The sequence below is a fragment of the Citricoccus sp. SGAir0253 genome (genome assembly GCF_005877055.1).
Lineage (GTDB): Bacteria > Actinomycetota > Actinomycetes > Actinomycetales > Micrococcaceae > Citricoccus.
This window is the reverse complement of record NZ_CP039424.1, coordinates 1550541-1570932: the sequence shown is the minus strand read 5'-3', so window position 1 is coordinate 1570932 and position 20392 is coordinate 1550541. Positions and strand designations below refer to the sequence as shown.

Genomic DNA, 20392 nt, shown 5'->3' with positions numbered 1-20392 from the left:
CCAGCACGGCGCGCTCACCGGTTCAAACTCACATCCTGCCGCTCCCGTTCCGGCGTACTGCGCGCCAGCCGGTCCTCAGCCGGCGCCGGATCAGGCGGTGCGGGCTCGAGGTTGATCCAGTTGTCGGACAGCCCCGACACCAGGGCGTCGTGCCGGGCATCGCGGGCGACCGGGCGGTTTTCCGGGTGGGGGTTGAGGGCGGCGTGGGCGGCGTGGTGGTAGCGGGCGGTGGTGTCCTTCTCGGTGGGGGCCTTGCCCAGGGCGGTGTCGGCGTCGTCCTGTCCGGAGACGGCCCGCCAGATGAGCACGTCGGCGGCCGCGGCGCGGCGGGCGGCCGGGTCGGGGTGGTGCTGGGTGAGCTCGTCGTACCAGGCGGGCGGGTTGGCCTCGATCCGGTTGAGCCGGCCGTCGAGCTCGGCGTGGATGCGATTCAGTAGGTCGGTGGTGACCTCGCGCTGGCTGGCGGGCTGGTGCTGCGGCATGGAGAGCGGGGCGTCCTCGGTGGGTGGGGTGCAGCAGGCCAGGACCTCCGGCACGGTGTCCTCGGCCTCGGTTTCGCCGTGGTGGTGGAGGGCGGGGTCAGCCTTGACCAGTTGGGGCCAGGTCGCGGCCTCACTCAACCGGGCCAGGGCCTCTGGGTCGTGGCCGTAGGTGTCCTGCACCCACTGGTGGGTCCGGGCGCTGCGGGCGGCCCAGACCAGGTAGTCGAGTTCTTGGACCATCCGGCCCAGGTCGTTGGCCCAGGCGCGTTGGGCGTCGGCCACCTCGTGGGCGGTGTGCTCGGCGGACTCGCGTTTGAGCACGCCCTCGAGGACGGTCACCGGCACCTGGGCCGGTGGGGTCTGGGTGAGCAGTCCCCACTCGTCCGGGGAATGGGCCTCGTGGTCCACGCCGAAGTCCACGTAGGCGTGGTTCGCTTCGCGGCCGCGGGTCATGGCCACGTAGAACAGCTCCCGGGACAGCCCGGCGGTGGCCACGGCGTGGGCGGAGTCCACGGTGACGCCCTGGGAGCGGTGCGCGGTGGTCGCGTACCCGAGTTCGGTGGAGGACGCGAGGTAGTCAGGGTCCAGGGTCACCGCTCCCCCGGTGGCCTCGTTCCGGGCCGCGGCGGAGCCGTCGGGGTTGATCCCGGTCAGGGTCAGCCGGGTGCCGTTGGCGATGAACGCCCCGGTGGCATCGCGCAGGGACCGGTCGTTGCGCCGGGCCAACACCAGGTCCCCGGCTCCGGCGGTGGCCTGTCCGCGCAGGGTCACGGTCTGCTCCACGTCCACGTCACCACTGGCGACCAGGTCGGCTTGGGCGCGGGTGTTCAGCTCGGCCACGGTGGTGTTGTCCGAGGCGATCAGGATCGTGGACAGCCCGGCCCGCTTGTCCGCCAGCCACGCCGAGTACGCAGAGTCTGCGGCGTCCTCCCCCGGGGCCCCGTGGATCCGGCCGTTCGCGGCGTACTCCCCCAGCACGTCCGTCTCGCCCGTGCGTAGGCGCAGGGAGGCTTCCCGTTCCCACGCGTTCCGGAACCGCCACACCATGTCCAGGCGCTCCGGGGTCCCCTTGCGGTCCATCCACCCGAGGAACCCGCAGGCGTCCACGGCCTCCAGCTGGGCCGGGTCCCCCACCAGCAGCACCTTGGCCCCGGCGGCCTCGGCCTGCCGGGTGAGTTCGGCCAGCTGGGCGGTGGAGACCATGGACGCCTCGTCCAGGATCAGCAGCTGGTCCTGGGCCAGGGTGTAGCGGGCCTGGGCGGCGTGCTGCTCGGCCAGCTTCGCCGCCAGACGTTCAATGCTCGCGGCGGTCCGGTCCGTGCGGGGCCGGGCCTGCAGCTCGTGCAACTGGGCCGTGAGCTGCTGGACGCGCTGGGCGCGGCGGGCCGCCCCGTCCCCCACCGACTCATACAGCCACTTGGTGGTGTTCTCGGTGGCCACCCCGAGCTCGTCCCCGAGCACCCCGGCGGCCACCGCCGACGGGGCCAGCCCGACCACGGAGGACTCCCCGTGGGCGGCGGACCACAGGTGGGCGACGGCGGCCATGGTGGTGGTCTTGCCGGTCCCGGCCGGACCGATGATCGCGGCCACCGCGCGCGGTGAGGACAGCACGGCGGCACTGGCCCGGGCCTGGTCGGCGCTGAGCCGGTGACCGGCACTGGTGGTCACCTGCGCGACCTGGGCGGTGATGGTGTCCGGGTCCAGGTGCGGTCCGGTCTCTTCGGTGGCCCGGTTGATGAGGTAGGCCTCGTCGTCGATCACCTGCCGGGTGGTCCACAGCCCGGCTGTGCGCTGGTGGTCGAACACGGACCGGCCGTGGTGAACCACGGCCGGGTCCTCGGTGTCCGGGGCGATGGAGCGGGTTGGGGTCAGTCGCACGGCCTGGGCCAGGGCGGTGTCCACGAGCTTGTCGGTGGCCTGGTGACGTTCGGCGGCGGTGCGGTAGCGCACCAGCCGGGTGATGCGTTCGGCTGAGGCGGTCACATTGGCCCGGGTGAACGTGGCCCGCCGAGTCGAGGCGTCGGCCAGCGTCCACCGGGCCAACTGGCCCACGATGTCGTCGGTGAGCTGGTCGGGGGTGATGGTGGTGTCGGCGTGGCCGACGGCGTCGGCCACCACGGTGGCCGGGTCGTGGCCGGTGGCCAGGGAGCGTTCGCGCCAGCCGACCATCTTCTCCGCCAGCGACAGGGACGACTCCTCCTTGGGCGTGCGGGTCTCCAACGTGGCCTGCTGGCGCAGCTGCAGCAGCATGGCGGCCGGGGGTCGCTGGCCGTTGGTCGTGGTCCACTCGGCCACCAGTTCGTCGGTCCGGGCCTCGATGGCTCGGGACCTCGTGGAGAACTCGGCGATCAGGCTGTCCGGGACCCCGGCCAGCTCCACCCGGTGGCCGGTCGTGTCCGGCTGGGCGGACAGGTCCTCGGCGGTGGCCACGGCCAGGGCGTCGGCCAGCTGCTGGCCGTCCTCGGAGCGGGACTCGGGCAGGGCCCCGATCTGCTGGTGGAGCCGGTCGAACAGCAGGGAGTTGTAGGTCTCGGAGATGGCCACCACGTGCCGGTGCAGCGTGTAGGAATCCAGGGTGGCCCACTGCCCGTCCAGCACCCGCTGGACCCGGTTGGAGATCACCGTGTGGGTGTGCAGCTGCGGGTCCCCGGCCCGGGAGTCCCAGTGGTCGAACTGGCTGGCCACCAGCCCGGTCACCGGCACGTGCGCCACCCCGCCGTGCCCGGCCCTCGATTGCAGGACGTGGGCCTCGACCCAGGCCAGGGTCTCGTTCATCGCCCGTTCGTGGGCCTGCTGGATCTGGCCCTGCAACGAGGGCCCGGCCACGGCCCACAGGGCGGACACGGACTTGGGCACCGAGAACGTCAGGTCAAACCCGGCCACCGCCTGGCGGGTGGCCTTGGCCGCCCGACCCAGGGGGGTCTTCGCGTCGGTCGGAGCCGTCTGGCTGGCCATCGGCGCCCGACCCAACAGGTTCTCGGTCTTCGGGTCCCGGGCCTGCTCGTAGAGCGCTACCGCAGCCTCGCGGGTGACTTCTTGGCCGGGCGTCAGGGAGGTGCCGGCCAGTCCGGCGCCGACCCACCGGCCGGCCGGGGCCTTGGCCTCGGTGTAGTAGGCGGTCAGCTCCGCCCGCCCGTGGTGGCGTTCGTCGCCGGTGGCCACGGAATCCAGGTAGTAGGCGATGGACATCTTCGAGATCGACACGGTCACCGGGCCACCTCCTGACCGGCGCCCTGCCCGCCCGCCGGTCCGGCCACGGGGGCCCGGCCACGGTTGCCGGTGCCGGTGGCCACGGCCTGCCGGAACCGGGTCCACGTGGCCAGGATGTCCCGGTCCACGGCCGCGGCCGGTTGGCCACCGGTGGCCTTGTACAGGCGCTTGCACAGGGTGTCCCACTGCCGGACCACCCCCTGCAGGTGCTGGCGCTCGGTCGCGGCCAGCTCGGCGGCCTCGGACAGCTCCTGGTACTTCGCGGCCAGCTGGCCATGCCTGTCCTGCAGGGCGACCAGCTGGCCGCGCAGGCCGGTCACCTCGGCCGTGGCCACCAGCTTCTCGGCCGTGGCCGACCAGTTCCGGCGCAACTCGGACAACTGGCCGGTGGCCGTGGCCAACCGGGCGCGGACACCAGCCGCGTCGTTGGCCTGGCCCATCAGGATCCTGGCCGTTGACCGCTGCACCTCGGCCAGCTCGGCCCGCAACCAGGCGATCTCCCGGTCACGGTCCGCGACCCGGCCACGGCACTGGCCCAGGGCCGTCTCGGCCTGGGCCAGCTGCCCGGACACCACGGTCAACCGGTCCCGGGCGGACACCGTGCGGTTGGACCCGCCGGCGCCGGTGCGGCGGCGGGCCTCGGCTTTCTGGCACGCCGCATCACAGAACCGCCGGTTCGCCCGGCTGCCCTCCGGCAGCAGCTTCCCGCAGGCCTGGCACCGCCGCCCGGCCGAAACAGTCGGCAAGGCGTAGGCCTGCCGACGGCACTGCTTATCGCAGTACCGGCGGTTCGCCCGGGCCTCCGCGGGCAGCGGCTGGGCACAGTTCTGGCACCGGCGCACAAGCGTTTCCATGCACCAAGTTCGCCACCGCCGGGCACCGGCGTATGTCAGAAACCCGGACATGATGTCCGAGAGTGAACCTTGGTGCCAGAGGTGTGATGACTGATTGACCGTTTCGCTCGTCGAGCGAAACGGTGTCGTGGGCGGTAGCGGCACTGGGTGGTGGATCTCGCTTGTTGGTGCGGACGCGCTGTGCGGAGCCGGAGACCGCCGAGAACGTGAAAGTGTTCGGCACTGCGCCGGCGGGCGTCGGTCGACGTGGGTGTCCCGGCTGGATGGTTGGCCGTGGAGATTTGACGGACAAGGCGCAGGGGCAGATCGAACAGCTGCTGCCACGATCAGCTGAGGACGGCTTTGGCGCAGTCACCGGAAGGCGGTCGAGGCGCTTCCGTTGAATCGGCGGAGCGTGGCTTCGTGGCGGGATGTGCCGCGTAAGCGACGGACCCTGGGATGAGGCCCAAAGCGGTTGCGCTCCTGAGCGGTGCATGGGGCACGGCAGAAGATCTACAACTAGGCGGTCGGCTAGGTCGAATTGGTCCTTCCGGTCAACTTCACCGGGCGCGGTCTCGTCAGCGCGCCGCCAAGGTTCGGAAAGAAAGGGTTACTCTGACCCGGTCGAAGCCAGTCGTCGCTCCCACAATGCCGTGGCTCCGCTGAACTTGCAGGACAGGCCTTTGCTGGCGGTGTTCAGGTCCAACGATGATTCGCCAAGGCTTTGGCTTGACTGGTGCCGGGCGGTGGCGTCACTGGAGTTGCTGGTCGGTCCAGTTGCGGATGATGTATCCGGTCTTGTCCTTGGCGACCTGGAAGGTCATGTGTGCGGGGTCGGGGTTGAGGGTCCAGCCGTCCTCGGAGCGCCAGGTCCAGGAGGCGACGACGTAGTAGGTCGTGGTGTCGCCGTGGGCGTAGGTGTCGGTGATCTGGACTCGAGGGGTGCTGGTGGCCTCGTGTTCGGCGGCCTCCCACCAATCCTTGGGCAGGACCGGCTTGGTGGGGGTGACGAAGATGTCCCGGTACTCGGCCACGAACAGCGGCAGGGCCCGGCGGTAGCCGTCGGTGGGTGAGACGTCCCGGGTGGTGTCCCAGGTGGTCATCACCTGCGCGGCGGTGGTGACGAGTTCGTCGGCGCTCATGCCCTTGCGGGTGAGCGTGCCAGTGGGCGGAGCGGGGGCACTGGCGGTCGGGGTGGTCGGCGCGGTGGTCTCCCATGCCCGGTCGGTGGTGGCGTCGGTGGGCGCGGCCGCCGGGGAGGGGGTGGTGTGCGCCGGGCTCGGCGGGGCATCGGTGGCCGTTGGCGCGGTGGTCCGGTTGACGGCGTAGACGATGCCGGTGGTGAGCAGGGCGATGACGGCGACGAGGCCGGTGAGGACGAGGATGAATCGGGTGGAGCGCATGTGGGCTATTCCTGGGTGGTGGCGGGCAGGCGGATGTAGCCGGGCACCTCGTGGGCCGGTGTGCGGGTGACCGAGTAGGTGTTGGGGGTGGCGAGGTTGTAGTGCTCGATGATGGCGGTGTCCCCGTCCACGGCGGCAACGAACCCGACGTGGCCGTAGCCGCCGCCGATGTCGTCGTAGCCCCACCAGGCGATGTCACCGGGCCGTGGGTCGGAGGTGTGGAAGCTGACGCCCTCGGCTTGGGTGAGGATGTCCTTCCAGGACCCGGCCCCATTCTGGCCGGGGCCGTAGCCGACGCCCAGGGCGGCGAAGGTGAACGGCGGGTCCCCCTGGTCCTCGCTCCAGCCCAGGGACTGGTTGATGCGCCACATCACGAAGTCGGTGCACTGGCGCTGGGTGTGCCCGAAGATGCTGCGGGCGTGGCCCCACCCGTCGACTCCGACCGGCTCCCGGTAGGGGTAGTCGTCCCCGCCGACGCTGGCGACGGTGAGCTGGCCCAGGGAGTCGCACAGGCCGGCGCCGCCGGTCCCGCCGGCGGCGGTGGTGATCTTCTGGACGTACTGCTGGGTCTCCTGGAACGGGGGGATGCCCTGGTGCTGCCGGACGGCGCCGGGGCCGGCGTTGTAGGCGGCCAGGGTCAGGCGGATGGCCTCGTTCTCGTTCTGGGCCAGCGGGGCGACCTGGGCCCGGAGGTGCTTCATGTACCGGCCTTGGGCGGTGATGGCCGCACGAGGGTCGAAGGGGTCGGCCCCGTTGCCCCATTGGGCCCAGGTGGCGGGCATGAACTGGGTCAGGCCTTGGGCCCCGACCGGGGAGACCGCGCGGGGGTCCCACCGGGATTCCTGGTCGATCTGGGCGGCGAGGATGCCCACGGGGATACCCGAGTGTTCTGCGGCTTCGGCGAGGTCCTGCTGGTATTCGGAGGGCGCCGTCCCGATCCCGGCCTCGGGGCGGCAGACCCCGCCTTCAGCGGCGGCCCCGTCGAACACGGCCAGGGTGAGTAACAGCAGGACCGCGCTCAGGATCAGCCCGAGCAGTGCGGTGCCCAGGCAGCCCAGCCCGGCGGCGGACTTGGTCAGCATCGGCTCACATGCCCTGAACGACGGCGGCCGTGGCCCGCAGGTAGGCCGCGCGGGTGGCCGGGGCCAGGGCCTCCCAGATGATCTCCCCGCCGTCGTCCAGGGTCCGGTCGTACGGGACCACCAAGACGGCCCGGACGATCCCGGTTAGCCCGTTCTGGATCTCGGCCAGGCGGTGGGTGGAGGCGGTGCGGGGTTGGGTGATGATCGCGACGCCGTTGGCCAGCTTCTCCCCGTACCCTTCGGCCCGCAGGGCGTCGATGGTGGTGAAGGCCCGGCGGGCGGCGTCTTCCTTGTTGGAGATGGCCACCACCAGCACGTCGGCCACGTCGACGGCGGCCTGCCAGGTCGGGGCGGTGGAGGCGTTGCCGGTGTCCACGATGGCCAGTTGGTAGAACTGGCGCAGGGCGGCGTGCATCCGGCGGAAGGCGGTGGCGTCGATGACTTCCTCGGTCCCGGCCTCGTTCTGGGAGGCCAGTACGTGGAACCGGTTCTCGCCCTGCGGGCGGAGGTACCCGGCCAGCTTGTCGGCGTGCTCCGGGGTAGTGAAGTCGTCGATGTGCTCCAACAGGTCCAGGGCGGTGTGGGAGTGGTCGGCGCCGATGGCCCGGTCGCCCAGGTTCCCGGCGTTCTCGTTGTTGTCCCAGGCCAGCACCATCCCCCCGCGGACCCGGCCGAGGGTGGCGGCCAGCAGGTAGGTGGCGGTGGTCTTGGAGGCCCCGCCCTTGATGTTCACCACCACGGCCGTGCGGTGTCCGGGTAGGCCCTTCTGCACGGTGGCGTGCAGCGCCCGGGTCCGTCGTTCCCCGGCGCTGGGAGCCAGTCGTAGACCCAAGGTGCTGTTCAGCGCCCCCCGCCATCCGGTGTGGGCCGGGGCCAGGGACTGGCGACGGCTCTGGGGGCGGGTGGCGAAGGCCTGGGCGGTGGACACCGGCGCGGCGGGCTCGCCGGCGGCCGAGGAAGGCAGGGGACGGTCGGTGGCCCCAGTCCCGGGGCCCGAGTGCATCGCGGAGGCGTTCGGCTCAACCGGGCCGGTGCTCACCGGGGCGGGGGCCGCCGGCACGTAGCGGAGCCTGCGCGCCCCGGGCAGGCGGCTGTCGATCGTGATCTGGTGGCCGGTCTTGGTGGCCATGCCTTGGCCCAGCTCGCTCAGGGTACTCATGGTCACGGCAGAGAGCCGCTGGCCGTCAGCGTCGGTGAGATGGAAGTCGCTGTACTCCAGCTGGTAGTCCGGCACGCCCGCCTCGGATACGGGGGTGAGTTGGCCCTGGACCAGTTGCCACGTCCCGGAGGTGAACCCGGGGTCGGTGGCATGGGTCTCGGCCAGGGCGAGCAGCGGCACGGACTGGTGGGAGTGTTCAGTGATCTTCGCCGTGGCGGCCTCCAGGGAATCAGTCTGGACGCGGGTGCCGGTGCGGTCGACCAAGGTGACCTTCGCGTTCAGCCAGAGGGTGCCGGTGGGGACCATGGGTTTCTCCTTCACGGACGGGGGTGGGCTGTCGCCAAGAGTTCGTGGGGCCGGACACGGGTGTGTGTCACACGAGAACGGCCAGCGGTCCCCGGAATCCGGTGGCCGCTGGCCGTTCTCACTTTCGGCGGCGCTATCCGCGCGCCCTCACCGTGCAGCGAGGGATGGTGAGTTCAGGTCGGGGGTCGCAGAGGCCAAGGACGCCCGGACCTCGACCGCGGCCTTCTTGATCCGATCGAGGTCGAATCCGCTGAAGCGCTCGGTCGGGGTCTCGATGACGGGCATCTGCTGGCACCCGGCCGCGCGCAGCGCGGCCAGCTTGGGCTGGTTCTCCTCCGGCGCCAAGTCGACGTACTCGTACGGGACGTGTTCCCGGTCCAGCAGGACGGTGGCCCGCGTGCACTGCACGCAGTCCTGGGTGCCGTTGACGGTGATCATGGGGTCCTCCGCGGGGAACAGGGCTGGCTGGATGGTCGTCGATTGCTGCAGGGTCATGGGGTCCTCAGAACGGGTTCTCGGTGGCGACGAGGTCGTCCTCGTCGATGGCGGTGGTGATCAGGGTCAGGAGGTCATCGACGGTCAGGTCCGGGTCTCGGGTGTTGTCGATCCACCAGCCGGCCCGGACCAGCGATTTGGCGACCTCGATGACCTGGCCGGGGTCGAAGACCGGCCGGTGCGAGTCGGCCGCCTCGATGAGGTCCGTGAGCACCTGGTAGCGCAGGCGCGTCGCCCACGGCACCTGCCCCTCCGAACCGCTCAGTTCCGGCAGGCCGTGGTCCTCCTCGAATCCCTGCGCCTGGACCAGCAGGTCTCGGTTGTGCCTGTCTAACTCATCGCGCCGCAAGGCCTTGAAGCACCGGGAACAGACGAAGTTCTTCCCCAGCCCGAAAGCCTTGGCCTTGCGCTTGCCGGGGGGCGTGGACTCGAGGTCCTTGGCCTCGGCGTGACCGCACTTGAACTGGACGAGGAGCTTTGTCGCGATTGCCATGGGGCGTCCTTTTATCGGATGCCTCCAGTTCGAAGGGACTGACCAGATCGTGTGTCGGAATAGGACGCGCAAGCGTCATTCCGATCAGATTTTGCTCCTGCGGTGAAGTCAGCGCAGGAATGACCACTTCGAAGGCCCCGTAAACCTTGACCGCTCTACTCGATCTCCGAGCTAGGCGGGCATAGCGAGACGGATCCGCCGCGCTTCTCGTTTCGGTCCTGAGTTGAACGTTGCGCCTGGTGCCTCCAGACGGTGGCCCCAGGACGATAAGGACGATCAACGAGAGTGTGACCCGCGCAGTACCAACGTGAGAAGCCAGGTGATTCCGCCTGCGCCAATGAAACACAGAAATACTGGCTCCTGCAAAACGACAAACCAACCTAAGAGTCCAAGGGCGAGAACTACGAAAGCGGTGGCTTGGACGAGCACCAGCACAGCACCAATAGGTCTCGTGGCGAACGCGATAAAGATGGCGAGTGTGCCGCCGACAACGGTGATGTACAGCCAGATCATAGTGTCCCCCCATTGCTCGATGTGCCGGGAGCCACACTGGTGCCTTCCACGGACGGGCTATCGAGCGTACGGCTTCGTGGTGTAGCAGCTTGAGCTACGGCGCGCCTCAAGAACGGAAGCGACGCGAGTGAGCTGTGCTGAGCTAAGGGGCGGAGCTTCAGCAACTACGCGGTCCACGTAAGCGTTGACGCGAGTGGGATACCCAGCCGCCTTTAGGACGTCGATCGCTTCGTCGACGCCGATGTAGAGAGACTTTCCGGACACTTGAGTCTTGAAGGCGCCACGCTTGACGAATCGATAGATGGTAGAAACGTGAACTCCAGTTTTCTCTGCGAGCTGTCGCGGAAGTAAGTAGCGGGACTCACTTACCACCCTCTCCGAATGCGCCATTCTGAGTGCTCGAACCTTCCCCCCGGTGTATGGACACTTCCGATGAAGTCAGACCGTTAGGTGCTTGCCGGACTCGGCAGTTCACCTTCTGGGCCGCTACGACCGGGTTTAGATTTGCGCCGGACGCCTGCTGTCACGTTGAGTCTCTCCACGCCCAAACTGAGGGGGCACCCTCACCGGACCCATCTGTGGATAAAGGAACGTCGCCAGGAGGTTGTGGAAAGACGAGGGGTGCGGCACAGAGCTCTGGCGCTCTCAGAAGCAATGAAGGCCGCAACCGGAGCAGCACCGCGGGTATCGGTGTAGAAACTCATTCCCCGGCTTGATCATCGTGTCTCCCCATTCAGTCCATTCGGGAGGCGACGAAGGCGAACACAGTCTTCCGATTCGACCTCAGGATAAGCGCCAAGTGACCCTGATGGACTCAGGAATGAATGTGTGGGTACCCGGTTTGGTCGGCAGAATTTCAACAGTCATGAGTGCGTCGATTATCTCGCGACGATGAAGCAGCGACTGTTGCTCCCACGAATCAGCTAGCTGGGCAGGGTCTGGGATCGTGAGGGCATTTGGTGTTACCACTTTGCGGAGCAGCTGCCGGGTTTCGGCCATCTCGCGACTGATCCGTTCCTCAACCCGGGCTAATCCCGGCGCCGACAGGGCGCCCTGCGCAGCTTGTGCATAGAAACCATCTAAGCGCTGCTCTAGGGTGCGAAGTTGGTCCGCAAGCTCGCCTGCTTCTGGTCCAGCGGCACGATTCACCGCCTGTAAGGCATCCGGCTGACGCAATCTCGCCAAGACCACTGAAGTCACCAGCTCGTCAACCCAGTCCTTACGCCGGGCCACGTGCCAGTTGTTTCGACAAATGTAGGACTCTTTGCCGCCCTTCCTATCGGGTAATCGGCTGACCGGAGAACCGCACACCCCGCACTTTGCTATACCGGTCAGCAGATGACGCGGCCCGGTCCCGTGATACTTGGGCATGTGTTTGTCGCTGGCAAAGACTCCAGCCAGGGCTTCGAACGTTTCGGCAGGCAAGAGCGGTTCCCAGTCGGCATCTCCAATGACTTCTCCACGAAGAACTCGCTTACCCATGTACGTGGGATTCGTCAGCACTCGTTTTACCCGAGCCGTAGTCCAATCTCCATTTGAGATGCCTCGGATGCCCCTAGCCTTGAAATCATGACAGATCGCATAGATCGATTCGCCCTCAAGTATTCGAGTGGCCGCTTCCCGGATTATGGGCGCTTCAGTTTCGTCAGGAACCTGTCGAAGCAGCTTTCCAGTGTCCGGGTCATACACCCGCCGGTAACCAAAGGGAACCCGTCCATGAGGCTTCCCCGCAACGGCTTGGGCGTTCACGGTGCGTCGTATGCGGCTGGAAGTATCATCTGAGGACCGTTCAGACAGCAGCATTTCCAAGCCGGTACTAAACGCGTCATCTCCTCGCGTGAGATCGTAGACCCGGCCGCTATAAGCCCAGAGAACATCGTGTTCTCTGCATACCTTGCGCAATTTGGCATACACATCAAGATCTCGCGTGGCGCGCGAAGCCTCCCACGTCACCAGCGCACCATACTTGGAGAGATTCGCCATGAGGACCTCGAACTGGGGGCGCACCTTACGCGTGTACCTGGATGCTGAGAGGTCGTTATCCGTGTATACCGCAGCTACATCCCAACCCTGCACGTCGCAGAACTCCCGACATGCCTGCTCCTGCTCTGTCACGGAGCGCTCAGTGCCCGCCCGGTCCCGGCTGACACGCGTGTAGATGACCGCCTTCACCCTCTCACCGTACTTGAGGAAGTCGTCGGAACGCGGGGTCGCTTTGACGGTAGCTACGCGGATGTGGTGCTAGTCCGCGCTGAAAGCTCGGGAAATGCCGACGAGACTTGTCGGCGTTACTACGTCCCATCGCATAGGGGGTCCGGCGGATTGACGACCGAGCCGGACGCCAATTTCTTCTGTGCGCCTCGATGGTGGCCATTGCCGGCTTCGCCCGACTACCTCTGAGCTGAGGGTGGGAGGTCCTGGCAGGCGGTAACCTCTCGGCCTTGTTGTACGCCTCGATGATGTTCTGGTGAATGGGGCCCCAGGAGGGGACCTCATAGCCATCGTCCTTGGCCCACTACCGCATCGCTCAGCCTGCTGGCGTTGCGCTGGCCGCGCCGTGGCGCGGGCAGCACGGGCGTAGGCTTTTAGGTCACCGCGCTGCTGCTTGACGTCGCCCGCGGACAGGTCGATCTCCTAGTGCCGACCGTCAAGGCCGAACCCGAGGGTCTCTTGGGCCGGCGATCTGTCCAGATCATCGATCGGGACTACTTCCGACTTCCGGGCCATGAATCCCTCACTTCGGGTTATCGGCTGTTCGGTTTCCGCCGACGTGGCAGCCGGAAGTCCATTGGAATCAGTCGGTGCGAACGTCTCAGGTGCAGTTAGCCTCATTTCACGACTTACCCGAAGAACAGCGCCAGGCGCTCCCGGCGCACCTCCGCGTGCCAGTCCCGCGCCTGACTCATGGTGAGCTTTTCCAAGAGGACCGTGATGTAGCCCCAAGCCAGTTGTCCAACAGGCTGTTGGACAACTGGCTCCGGCCAGCCAGCGGCGAGGGCCCGCGCATAGTACGGGTTGCTGCGAGACAGGCCTCTTATCTGCGGGAACTCCCCCGCAGGGCCTCCGCCAGCCGGTGCACCGCCACTGCCGGTTCTGCCAGGCCCGGATCTCAACCCCGACCGAGCAGTAGGGGCGGATCCGCTCGGTGGTGGCCCCATGACGTGCCGTCGTCTAGGCCTGCTGCACCCGCTTCTTCAAAGACTTCGGCGGTTCCGAAGTCATCCGGCGGCGAGACCATGGGCGTCCCGGTCACGGCCGGGGCCCTCACCGAGGGGTTGACCAGGCCGCGAATTCGTAGGCCCACGCCGCAGTCACCCCGACCGGGCTTCGCCCGCACTTCACCGGGGGCCGTTCAAGGGGCGTCCTCTCGGAACTGGAGGGCCTCCCCCTCGGGTGGCACCGGAGTGGGTTAATCGGCCTCGTTACTGGGCATCGTTTCATGCCGGGCTATGTTCATGAGTGCATTTGGTGAACTCCGAGGTCCCGTTTCGTCCTGTCTCATCACCGGTACTCGCTCCGGCGATGACGGCCGGGGTCTGGCGGTCACAGACGCCCGGAGGACCGGTGTGCGCCAAGTGATCCTCCGCCTCCTGGTTCCTGCGGAACGGGCACGTTCAACTGCCGGGCTGTCGCCATCCTGGCAGCTGGCCGTCCAGCCAGTGGGCCCGCTCCGCGGGGAGCTGCCCGGCCTGGTAGTCCACGCGCTGGTTACGCAGCCAGGCCGCGAGGATCTGCTCACGGGGCTCCGCTCCCCGGGTGACGACAGGGAGCCGACCGTGCTCCTGGTGGAAGCGCAGCACCTCGACGAGGGTGAGCCGCCACTTCGCCTCGTTCTCGATGGTCCGGTCGTCGATCCGCCAGGACGGCAAGACCCGGTCCAGGGCGTTCACCCGGTGGGCCAGTAACCTCCCTGCGCGGTGCTTGGAGCGCTGGGTGGTGAGCCAGTGGGCCAGCGCCCACTCCGACCCCGGTCCCCGGTGGGTCTCGTTCCGGGGTGAGTGCGGGCGGCGGTGATGCTCGGCCAGGAACGCCTCGAGCTGGGCCAGCCGGGCCCGCCACCGCCGGTCCGTGTCCGCGTACCCGGCCGGCCGGGGCACCGGCCGGTCATGCACCCACAGGGGCACTGGGGCCGGCCCGCCGCGGATCGCCTCCCCGCGGTGGCGCACGTAATCACGCACGTACTTGGCGTCGGTGTCATTCAGCCGGGCGATGACCGGGAACGGCACCCCCGCGTCGGCCATCATCACCCACTCCGGATGCGCCCACGGTCTCCTGCCCACCCGCCAGAGGCTACCGGGGTGAGCGACCGGCGCTCGTGATGGCGTGGCCAGCTGTGGAGAACCCCGGGTGGGGCCTCGCAGCGGCTCGCTGCCAGCTAACGCTGTCCGGCGGCCCACCTACCATGGCCGGACAGCCATCATCACTAGTCCGCCGGGAGTAGATCGCGATCGGAAGGGCTCAGGTTCGGTGCGGCGCACCCCGCGCTGACGCCCGAGCCGGGATGGGGCTGTGCCGGCTGCCGCCCGTGCCCGGGGTGGGCGGCGTCGGGACCGTTGACCCCCGGGCAGCACTGAGGGGACATCACCATGAGGCTCATCCGTTCGATCACCATCCCGGCCGCGGCCCTCACTCTGGCGCTGGCCGCCACCGGCTGCACCGGGACCGACACCGGCACGTCGACTGCCACGACCGCCACCACCGCCGCCTCCACGACGGCCGCAGCGCCGAGCACCTCGTCAACCACGGCGGCCGTGGCGTCCTCCTCCCCCACCGGCACCGCCAGCCAAACCGCGTTGGCCTCAGCCTCGGCCTCGGCCACCCCGGCCCGCACGGCCACCCCCAAGGCGGCGGCCTCCCCGGCGGCCACTGCCACGCCGTCGGCCCAGGAGACGACGAAGGCGCCGGCCGGCACCGCCCTGGCCACTTTGGAGGACCTTGCCGTGAAGGGCCGGGCCCCGAAGACCGGGTACGACCGGGACCAGTTCGGCCCGGCCTGGGCCGACACCGACCGCAACGGCTGCGACACCCGCAACGACATCCTCGCCCGCGACCTCGCCGGCGAGACCTTCAAGCCCGGCACCCGCGACTGCGTGGTGCTCACCGGGGTGCTGGACGACCCGTACACGGCCACCGAGATCCATTTCGTCCGCGGCCAGGACACCTCCAACGACGTGCAGATCGACCACGTGGTCTCCCTGTCCGACGCCTGGCAGAAGGGCGCCCAGCAGCTCACCGCCACCGAGCGGACCACGTTCGCCAACGACCCGCTGAACCTGCTGGCCGTGGACGGGCCGGCCAACGCGCAGAAGTCCGACGCCGACGCCGCCTCCTGGCTGCCGGCCAACAAGTCCTTCCGCTGCGAGTTCGTCGCCCGGCAGATCGCGGTCAAGGCCGAGTACGCCCTGTGGGTCACCACCGCGGAGAAGGACGCCATGACCCGCGTGCTCTCTGACTGCCCCGACCAGGTGCTGCCCACCGACGCCACCGCGACCCAGCCCTACTCGATCACGACCCGCTCCACCCAATCCCCCGCCCCGGCGCCGGCACCCACGACCGTGGCCCCCGCCCCGGCGAAGACGTACACGCCGGCCCCGACCAAGGCCTACACGCCCGCCCCGGCACCCACCACCCAGGCCGCCGAGGCGGCTGGCACGGACCCGCGGTTCAGCAGCTGCGCCAAGGCCAAGGCCGCCGGCTACGGCCCGTACGTGGCCGGCACCGACCCCGAGTACCACTGGTACCGCGACGGCGACAGCGACGGCATCAACTGCGAGTAGAACCCGCGGCGGGGGCGGGCGGGGCAGTTGGCGCCACGGCCATTGGCCCTACCTGCTCCTGCCGGTGGCTCCGCGGTTGGTCGTGGAGGGGTTGACTGGTGCCCATGACCTTGGATCGGTGGCGCACCCTCACAGAATGGCCCCTGATGGTGCTGGCGGTGGCCTACCTGGCCGTGTACAGCGTGGACGTCCTCGCCCCATCGGCGTGGCCCGGTGGTCTGGCGTCCATGGTGATGCAGGGCATCTGGGCGCTGTTCGCCCTCCACTATGCGGTCAGCCTGGCCCTGGCCCCGGCCCGCGGCTCGTGGTTCCTGCGTCACCTGCACGAGCTGGTGATCGTGGTCCTGCCGATGCTGCGGCCCCTCCGGTTGCTGCGCTTGTTGACCGCGGTGAACATCCTCCACAAGGTCGCCGGCACCGCCCTGCGAGGCAAGGTGATCATCTACGTCACCGGCGGGTCGGTCCTGCTGGTCTACCTTGCCGCGCTGGCCATGTACGACGCGGAGGCGGGACACCCGGAGGCCCTGATCGGCGACTTCGGGGACGCCCTGTGGTGGGCCGTCGTCAGCGTCACCACCGTCGGCTACGGGGATCTGTACCCGGTGACGCTGCCCGGCCGGCTGATCGCCGTCGGGTTGATGATCTACGGCATCGCGCTGCTCGGGGTGGTCACGGCCACCCTGGCGTCCTGGATCATCCAGCAGGTCGCCGCCGAGGAGGACAAGAGCACCGCTGCCACCGCGGCCCACATCGAACGCCTCAGCGCCGAGATCACCGAACTCCGCCGTGCCCTGACCGAGAAGCACCACGGCCCCGAGTGACCGGCGGCCGCCCAATGCCAGCGGCCCTCCCCGATAATTCGTTGTTGCGCACGATGTCCCCGGTTCTGCCCGGCGAGGATGAGGTGGCCTGGCCTGACTGGGTCGGAGGCGGTCTGCACGCACCGAGGGCCTTGCCGCCGGCTCAGTCGGCGGCAAGGCCCTCAACCGTCCAGGAGCATCCCGGGGGAAGACTCGTCAGGAGGTACTGAGAGCGGCCTCGCGAAGGTCACCGCGGGACCGGTCCGGCTTGTACGGAGCTGCTTGCACCACGGCGCGGATGGGCTTCTGACGGTGCCCGGGTGCTCCCCAGATGACAGTGACCTCGGTACCGATCTCCGCGTGGTCCTGGTCCATCGTGGCCAGCGAGAGCATCTTGCGGAAGTAGTAGCTGTATCCGCGGGAGGTGGTGATGCCGACCAGTTGGCCGTTGAGTTCGACGCGGTCGGCCCACATGTAGCCGCGTTGGTCCCGGGGCATCTCCATGTAGTCGTAGTGCTCGCCCTCGCGCAGTAGCGAGTTCTGCACGTCGGCGACATCGTCGGCGTTCCATTCCAGGGTGCGCAGCACCCTGCGCGGGTGGGCTTTCTCCTCGGCCAGGGCCGCCGCCCCGAGGTAGTCCGAGCGCTTGGTGGTGACCACCTTGGCCCAGCCCAGTTCGATGGGGCTGCGGTAGTAGTCCTTGGGCTCCTGGCCCTCGAAGCTGCCGGCGATGTAGGCCGGCTGGGCGAAGGCCGGCATGGAGGACAGGAAGTAGTCCATGTAGTCGGCCATGTCCTCGTCGAAGATGGCGGGGATGTAGTCGGTGGCGATGGTCGGGTAGGCCGCCTCGAGGTGGTTGATCATGGCGATCCGGCCGCCCATCTTGCGGATCCCATATTCCCGTCCGGCGTCGAGGACCGCCTGGTAGATCTCGTCGCTGAACTCTCGGGGGCCTTGCAGCTCGAAGCCGAGTTCCCCGGCCATCCCCTGACGCAGCGCGTAGATCTCGTGCCCGGCGATGGTCACCGGCGTGGCGTGCATGAACTTCGTCCCGAGGAGAGTGTCGGCATCGGTGAGGGACTCGAGCACCTTGATGGCCTTGGGGCCGGAGACCTGGAACATGAACCAGTCCTCGCGCCTGACCTGGGCGTCGTACTGGCCGCGTTCGAGGTTGAAGGACAGCCAGAATCCTCCGCGGCCGTGGAGCATGAAGTTCTGTTCGCCGAACTTGGTCAGGATGCCCTCGTGGATGACCTTGCCGTCCTTGTTCGTGTGAATGGCGTGCTTGGATTGGCCGACCTCGAAGGTCTCGAAGCTGTTCACGGTGAAATCGGCGATCAGTCGCAGCGCGTCGGGTCCGGTGAAACGGTGCTGCCAGAGGAAGGACCAGTCGCCGATGTAGCAGTTTTCCTTCCACGACAGGCTCTCGTCCAGCCAATCGGTGTACTCCGGCTGGCCGAAGCGGCTCCAGGCGTACCCCTCGGGTCCCTTGCGCATGTCTTGCACGGTGAAGGCCATGGTGTTCACTCCTTTGGTCGATGGGGTCAATGGGTCAGTGCTGCTCGGGTCGGATGTCGTCTCGGACCCGTAAACGGGGAGCGTGTGCGGGTGTCACTGCTGGTCGGCGAGGACGACGTCGTCAACGCTCAGGTCACCTTCCAGCAGGCCATCCTCCGAGCTGATCTCGATCAGCCGCTGCAGGGAGTCCACGTTGACCTCATCGCTCCAGCGCGGCAGCCGCAGTGAGGCCGCGGCCTCCTCCGGGATGGAGGTGTACTCGGTCAGGATCTCGCGGGTCTCGTCGGGATGAGCCTGCGCGTAGTCCGCGGACTGGGCTATCGCGGCCTGGAAGTCGGCCACCAGTTCGGGATCCTGCTCGGCGAGCTCACCGGTGGTGAAGTAGGTGGAGGCCATCAGATCCGGGGACACTTCCATCCAGTTCCAGAACACGGGCTCCATGTCCTGGTTGAGTCCCGCCGTCAGGAAGGGCTCCACCAGGAAGGCCGCGTCAACGGTGCCCTGCTCCACCGCGGCCACCATGTTCGGGAAGGGCATCTCCACGAAATCGACCTTCGAGGGGTCCCCGCCGTCCTGACGCACGGCCTCCTTGACCGTGGAGTCGGAGATGTTGTTGAGCGTGTTCACGGCCACGGAATGGCCTTCCAGGTCGGCCGCCGAGTCGATGTCACTGCCCGGCAGCACCACGGTGGCCCCGTAGTCGGTCTCCGCGTCCCCCGTGCTCGATCCCCCCGGAGCGATCACCTTGATGTCCAGCCCTCGGGACGCGGCAATGAGCACCGAGGTCGGGTTGGAGAAACCGAACTCGAACTGCCCGCTGGTCACGGCCGGAATGATGGCCGCACCCCCCTGCGCGGACTCCAGCTCCAGTTCCAGCCCATGGTCTTCGAAGAAGCCCTGGTCCATCCCAAGATGCAGCGGGGCCAGGTCCACCAAGGGCATCACTCCCACGGTGACCTGTCGCAGCTCTTCGGATGCCGTACCCGCCGTGCCAGTGTCTTGGGATCCGTTCGCCGGAGCCGAGCCGGACGGCTCTCCTCCCCCGCCGCAGGCGGTCAGGGCCATGGCCAGGACCGCCGTCGTCGCCACCGTCGAACGCGTCAGTACACGCTGAAGAGCACCCATGAAGTCACCTCGTCATAGTCGCGCCCGGGTGGGATCCGGCCGCTTGGAATGTGATTTAGAGCACTCTGAAGTCAAGACTAGGGGCGCCACGATCTATCAATCCAATAGAAAGACTGGATAGAATCATCTACTCCGTCTATACGGCAGGAGCGGTGTCATGGCCACCCCCACTCCGAAGTACGACATGAACCTGATGCGCAGCTTCGTGGTCGTCTACGAGACCCGCAGCGTGACTGAAGCTGCGAACATCCTCTTCGTCAGTCAGCCCTCGGTCAGCTACGCCTTGGCCAAGCTGCGCAAGATCTTCGCCGACCCCTTGTTCCTGCGGAACCGCGCCGGGTTGGAGCCCACCGCCGTCGCCGAGGCCGTCTATCCCCAGATGGTCGAGGCCATCCGGATGATGGACTCGGTCGTCCAGAACGCCACGGAATTCGATGCCGGCCAGACCACCCGCACGTTCCGGCTGATGATGACCGATCTTGCCCTGATGGCCCTCTTCTCCTACATCGTCCAGGCCATTGAGAACCTTGCCCCCCAAGCCCGCATCGAAGTGACCCTGCTGGACGTCGCGCAGCTGGAGGACAGGCTGCGACGCAACGAGATCGACGCCGCCATCGCCGTGCCCACGTTCTCACCTGACACCGTGGTCCGCGATCACTTAATGGATATGCCCTACGTAGGAGTCTGTTCCACCTCGCACCCCCGGCTATCCGCAGCGCCATCCCGGGAAGCCCTCGCCGAGGAGCAACGCATCCACGTCTCCGAGGCGTTGGGCCATCAGCACGTCGAACAGGCATTGGCAGAGTTGCACGGCCACCGCGATCCTGCCATCAGCCTGCCGAGTTACTCCGTTCTAGACGAAACGCTGGCAGCTACCGAGAACTACGGAGTGGTCCCGCTATTCCTGGGCGACATGTTCATCAAGCGCAGCCCGGTGCGGAAGTTCATCCTTCCCTTCCACCTCGAGCCCGGGCATGTCGGTCTACACACCCTGCGACGGGTGGCACCGTCCCCGCCGGTCGAATGGCTCCGGCACGTCATCACCGACGCGCTCACCGCCTATCCCTACCCCCGCGCCTTCGAGGACTATGACGACACTTGGTTCACGAGCTGAGCCGGAGAGAGTCGACGGGTGCATTAACATGCGGGCTCATGAGTGTGGCACGTGCCCGGGCAGGGTCGGTTGTCCAATGCAT

The 20392-nt window shown here is 68.0% G+C and carries 15 protein-coding genes; 3 read left to right on the top strand and 12 right to left on the bottom strand.

Going from position 1 to position 20392, the window contains the following annotated elements; genetic code table 11:
- Window positions 1-14: 14 nt before the first annotated feature.
- The 10 genes from mobF to E7744_RS06925 form a co-directional block, all read right to left on the bottom strand.
- Entirely contained in the window at window positions 15-3692 is a 3678-nt protein-coding gene (gene mobF / locus E7744_RS06970; RefSeq protein WP_137773490.1) for a MobF family relaxase, read from the bottom strand.
- Window positions 3689-4546 (bottom strand): hypothetical protein, encoded by an 858-nt coding sequence (locus tag E7744_RS06965; protein ID WP_137773489.1) that lies wholly within the window; start codon window positions 4544-4546, stop codon window positions 3689-3691. Before E7744_RS06965 ends, mobF begins: the two co-directional genes overlap by 4 nt.
- A gap of 731 nt (window positions 4547-5277) precedes the next feature.
- Entirely contained in the window at window positions 5278-5928 is a 651-nt protein-coding gene (locus E7744_RS06960) for a hypothetical protein (protein WP_137773488.1), read from the bottom strand.
- A gap of 5 nt (window positions 5929-5933) precedes the next feature.
- The gene (locus tag E7744_RS06955; protein WP_137773487.1) at window positions 5934-7010 is read right to left on the bottom strand and encodes a transglycosylase SLT domain-containing protein; all 1077 of its coding nucleotides are present in this window, start codon (window positions 7008-7010) and stop codon (window positions 5934-5936) included.
- 4 nt (window positions 7011-7014) lie between these two features.
- Entirely contained in the window at window positions 7015-8475 is a 1461-nt protein-coding gene (locus tag E7744_RS06950; protein ID WP_137773486.1) for a hypothetical protein, read from the bottom strand.
- Between the two features lie 147 nt (window positions 8476-8622).
- Window positions 8623-8970: a glutaredoxin family protein gene (locus E7744_RS06945; RefSeq protein WP_137773485.1), complete on the bottom strand. Its 348-nt coding sequence runs from the start codon at window positions 8968-8970 to the stop codon at window positions 8623-8625.
- Between the two features lie 7 nt (window positions 8971-8977).
- Complete coding sequence (locus tag E7744_RS06940; RefSeq protein ID WP_137773484.1) at window positions 8978-9463, bottom strand: hypothetical protein; 486 nt, start codon at window positions 9461-9463, stop codon at window positions 8978-8980.
- A gap of 276 nt (window positions 9464-9739) precedes the next feature.
- Window positions 9740-9976, bottom strand: a complete 237-nt coding sequence (locus E7744_RS06935; RefSeq protein WP_137773483.1) for a hypothetical protein — start codon at window positions 9974-9976, stop codon at window positions 9740-9742.
- Between the two features lie 783 nt (window positions 9977-10759).
- The gene (locus E7744_RS06930; protein WP_168199777.1) at window positions 10760-12148 is read right to left on the bottom strand and encodes a recombinase family protein; all 1389 of its coding nucleotides are present in this window, start codon (window positions 12146-12148) and stop codon (window positions 10760-10762) included.
- Window positions 12149-13590: 1442 nt separating this feature from the next.
- Window positions 13591-14256, bottom strand: a complete 666-nt coding sequence (locus E7744_RS06925; protein ID WP_137773481.1) for a helicase associated domain-containing protein — start codon at window positions 14254-14256, stop codon at window positions 13591-13593.
- A 306-nt stretch (window positions 14257-14562) separates the two neighbouring features.
- On the opposite strand from E7744_RS06925, the gene E7744_RS06920 reads away from it, so the two are divergent.
- Window positions 14563-15753 (top strand): DUF1524 domain-containing protein, encoded by a 1191-nt coding sequence (locus E7744_RS06920; protein ID WP_137773480.1) that lies wholly within the window; start codon window positions 14563-14565, stop codon window positions 15751-15753.
- A gap of 104 nt (window positions 15754-15857) precedes the next feature.
- Window positions 15858-16574 (top strand): potassium channel family protein, encoded by a 717-nt coding sequence (locus E7744_RS06915; RefSeq protein ID WP_137773479.1) that lies wholly within the window; start codon window positions 15858-15860, stop codon window positions 16572-16574.
- A gap of 195 nt (window positions 16575-16769) precedes the next feature.
- On the opposite strand, the gene E7744_RS06910 is transcribed toward E7744_RS06915, so the two are convergent.
- On the bottom strand, window positions 16770-18071 hold the full coding sequence (locus E7744_RS06910) for an aminomethyltransferase family protein (protein WP_210417176.1): 1302 nt from the start codon (window positions 18069-18071) through the stop codon (window positions 16770-16772).
- Window positions 18072-18164: 93 nt separating this feature from the next.
- A complete protein-coding gene (locus tag E7744_RS06905) occupies window positions 18165-19136 on the bottom strand; it encodes an ABC transporter substrate-binding protein (RefSeq protein WP_256376034.1) in 972 nt (323 codons plus the stop codon).
- 217 nt (window positions 19137-19353) lie between these two features.
- Here E7744_RS06905 and E7744_RS06900 point away from each other — a divergent pair, with 217 nt between their 5' ends.
- Window positions 19354-20310, top strand: a complete 957-nt coding sequence (locus E7744_RS06900) for a LysR family transcriptional regulator (RefSeq protein ID WP_137773477.1) — start codon at window positions 19354-19356, stop codon at window positions 20308-20310.
- The last annotated feature ends 82 nt before the right edge of the window (window positions 20311-20392 follow it).

Excerpts from the sequence above, each read along its gene's own strand:
- E7744_RS06950 (WP_137773486.1), bottom strand. The coding sequence starts at position 8,475 with ATGGTCCCCACCGGCACCCTCTGGCTGAACGCGAAGGTCACCTTGGTC.
- E7744_RS06905 (WP_256376034.1), bottom strand. The coding sequence starts at position 19,136 with ATGGCCCTGACCGCCTGCGGCGGGGGAGGAGAGCCGTCCGGCTCGGCT.
- E7744_RS06960 (WP_137773488.1), bottom strand. The coding sequence starts at position 5,928 with ATGCGCTCCACCCGATTCATCCTCGTCCTCACCGGCCTCGTCGCCGTC.
- E7744_RS06915 (WP_137773479.1), top strand. The coding sequence starts at position 15,858 with ATGACCTTGGATCGGTGGCGCACCCTCACAGAATGGCCCCTGATGGTG.
- E7744_RS06935 (WP_137773483.1), bottom strand. The coding sequence starts at position 9,976 with ATGATCTGGCTGTACATCACCGTTGTCGGCGGCACACTCGCCATCTTT.
- E7744_RS06955 (WP_137773487.1), bottom strand. The coding sequence starts at position 7,010 with ATGCTGACCAAGTCCGCCGCCGGGCTGGGCTGCCTGGGCACCGCACTG.
- E7744_RS06945 (WP_137773485.1), bottom strand. The coding sequence starts at position 8,970 with ATGACCCTGCAGCAATCGACGACCATCCAGCCAGCCCTGTTCCCCGCG.
- E7744_RS06900 (WP_137773477.1), top strand. The coding sequence starts at position 19,354 with ATGGCCACCCCCACTCCGAAGTACGACATGAACCTGATGCGCAGCTTC.
- E7744_RS06920 (WP_137773480.1), top strand. The coding sequence starts at position 14,563 with ATGAGGCTCATCCGTTCGATCACCATCCCGGCCGCGGCCCTCACTCTG.
- E7744_RS06940 (WP_137773484.1), bottom strand. The coding sequence starts at position 9,463 with ATGGCAATCGCGACAAAGCTCCTCGTCCAGTTCAAGTGCGGTCACGCC.
- E7744_RS06965 (WP_137773489.1), bottom strand. The coding sequence starts at position 4,546 with ATGGAAACGCTTGTGCGCCGGTGCCAGAACTGTGCCCAGCCGCTGCCC.
- E7744_RS06910 (WP_210417176.1), bottom strand. The coding sequence starts at position 18,071 with ATGGCCTTCACCGTGCAAGACATGCGCAAGGGACCCGAGGGGTACGCC.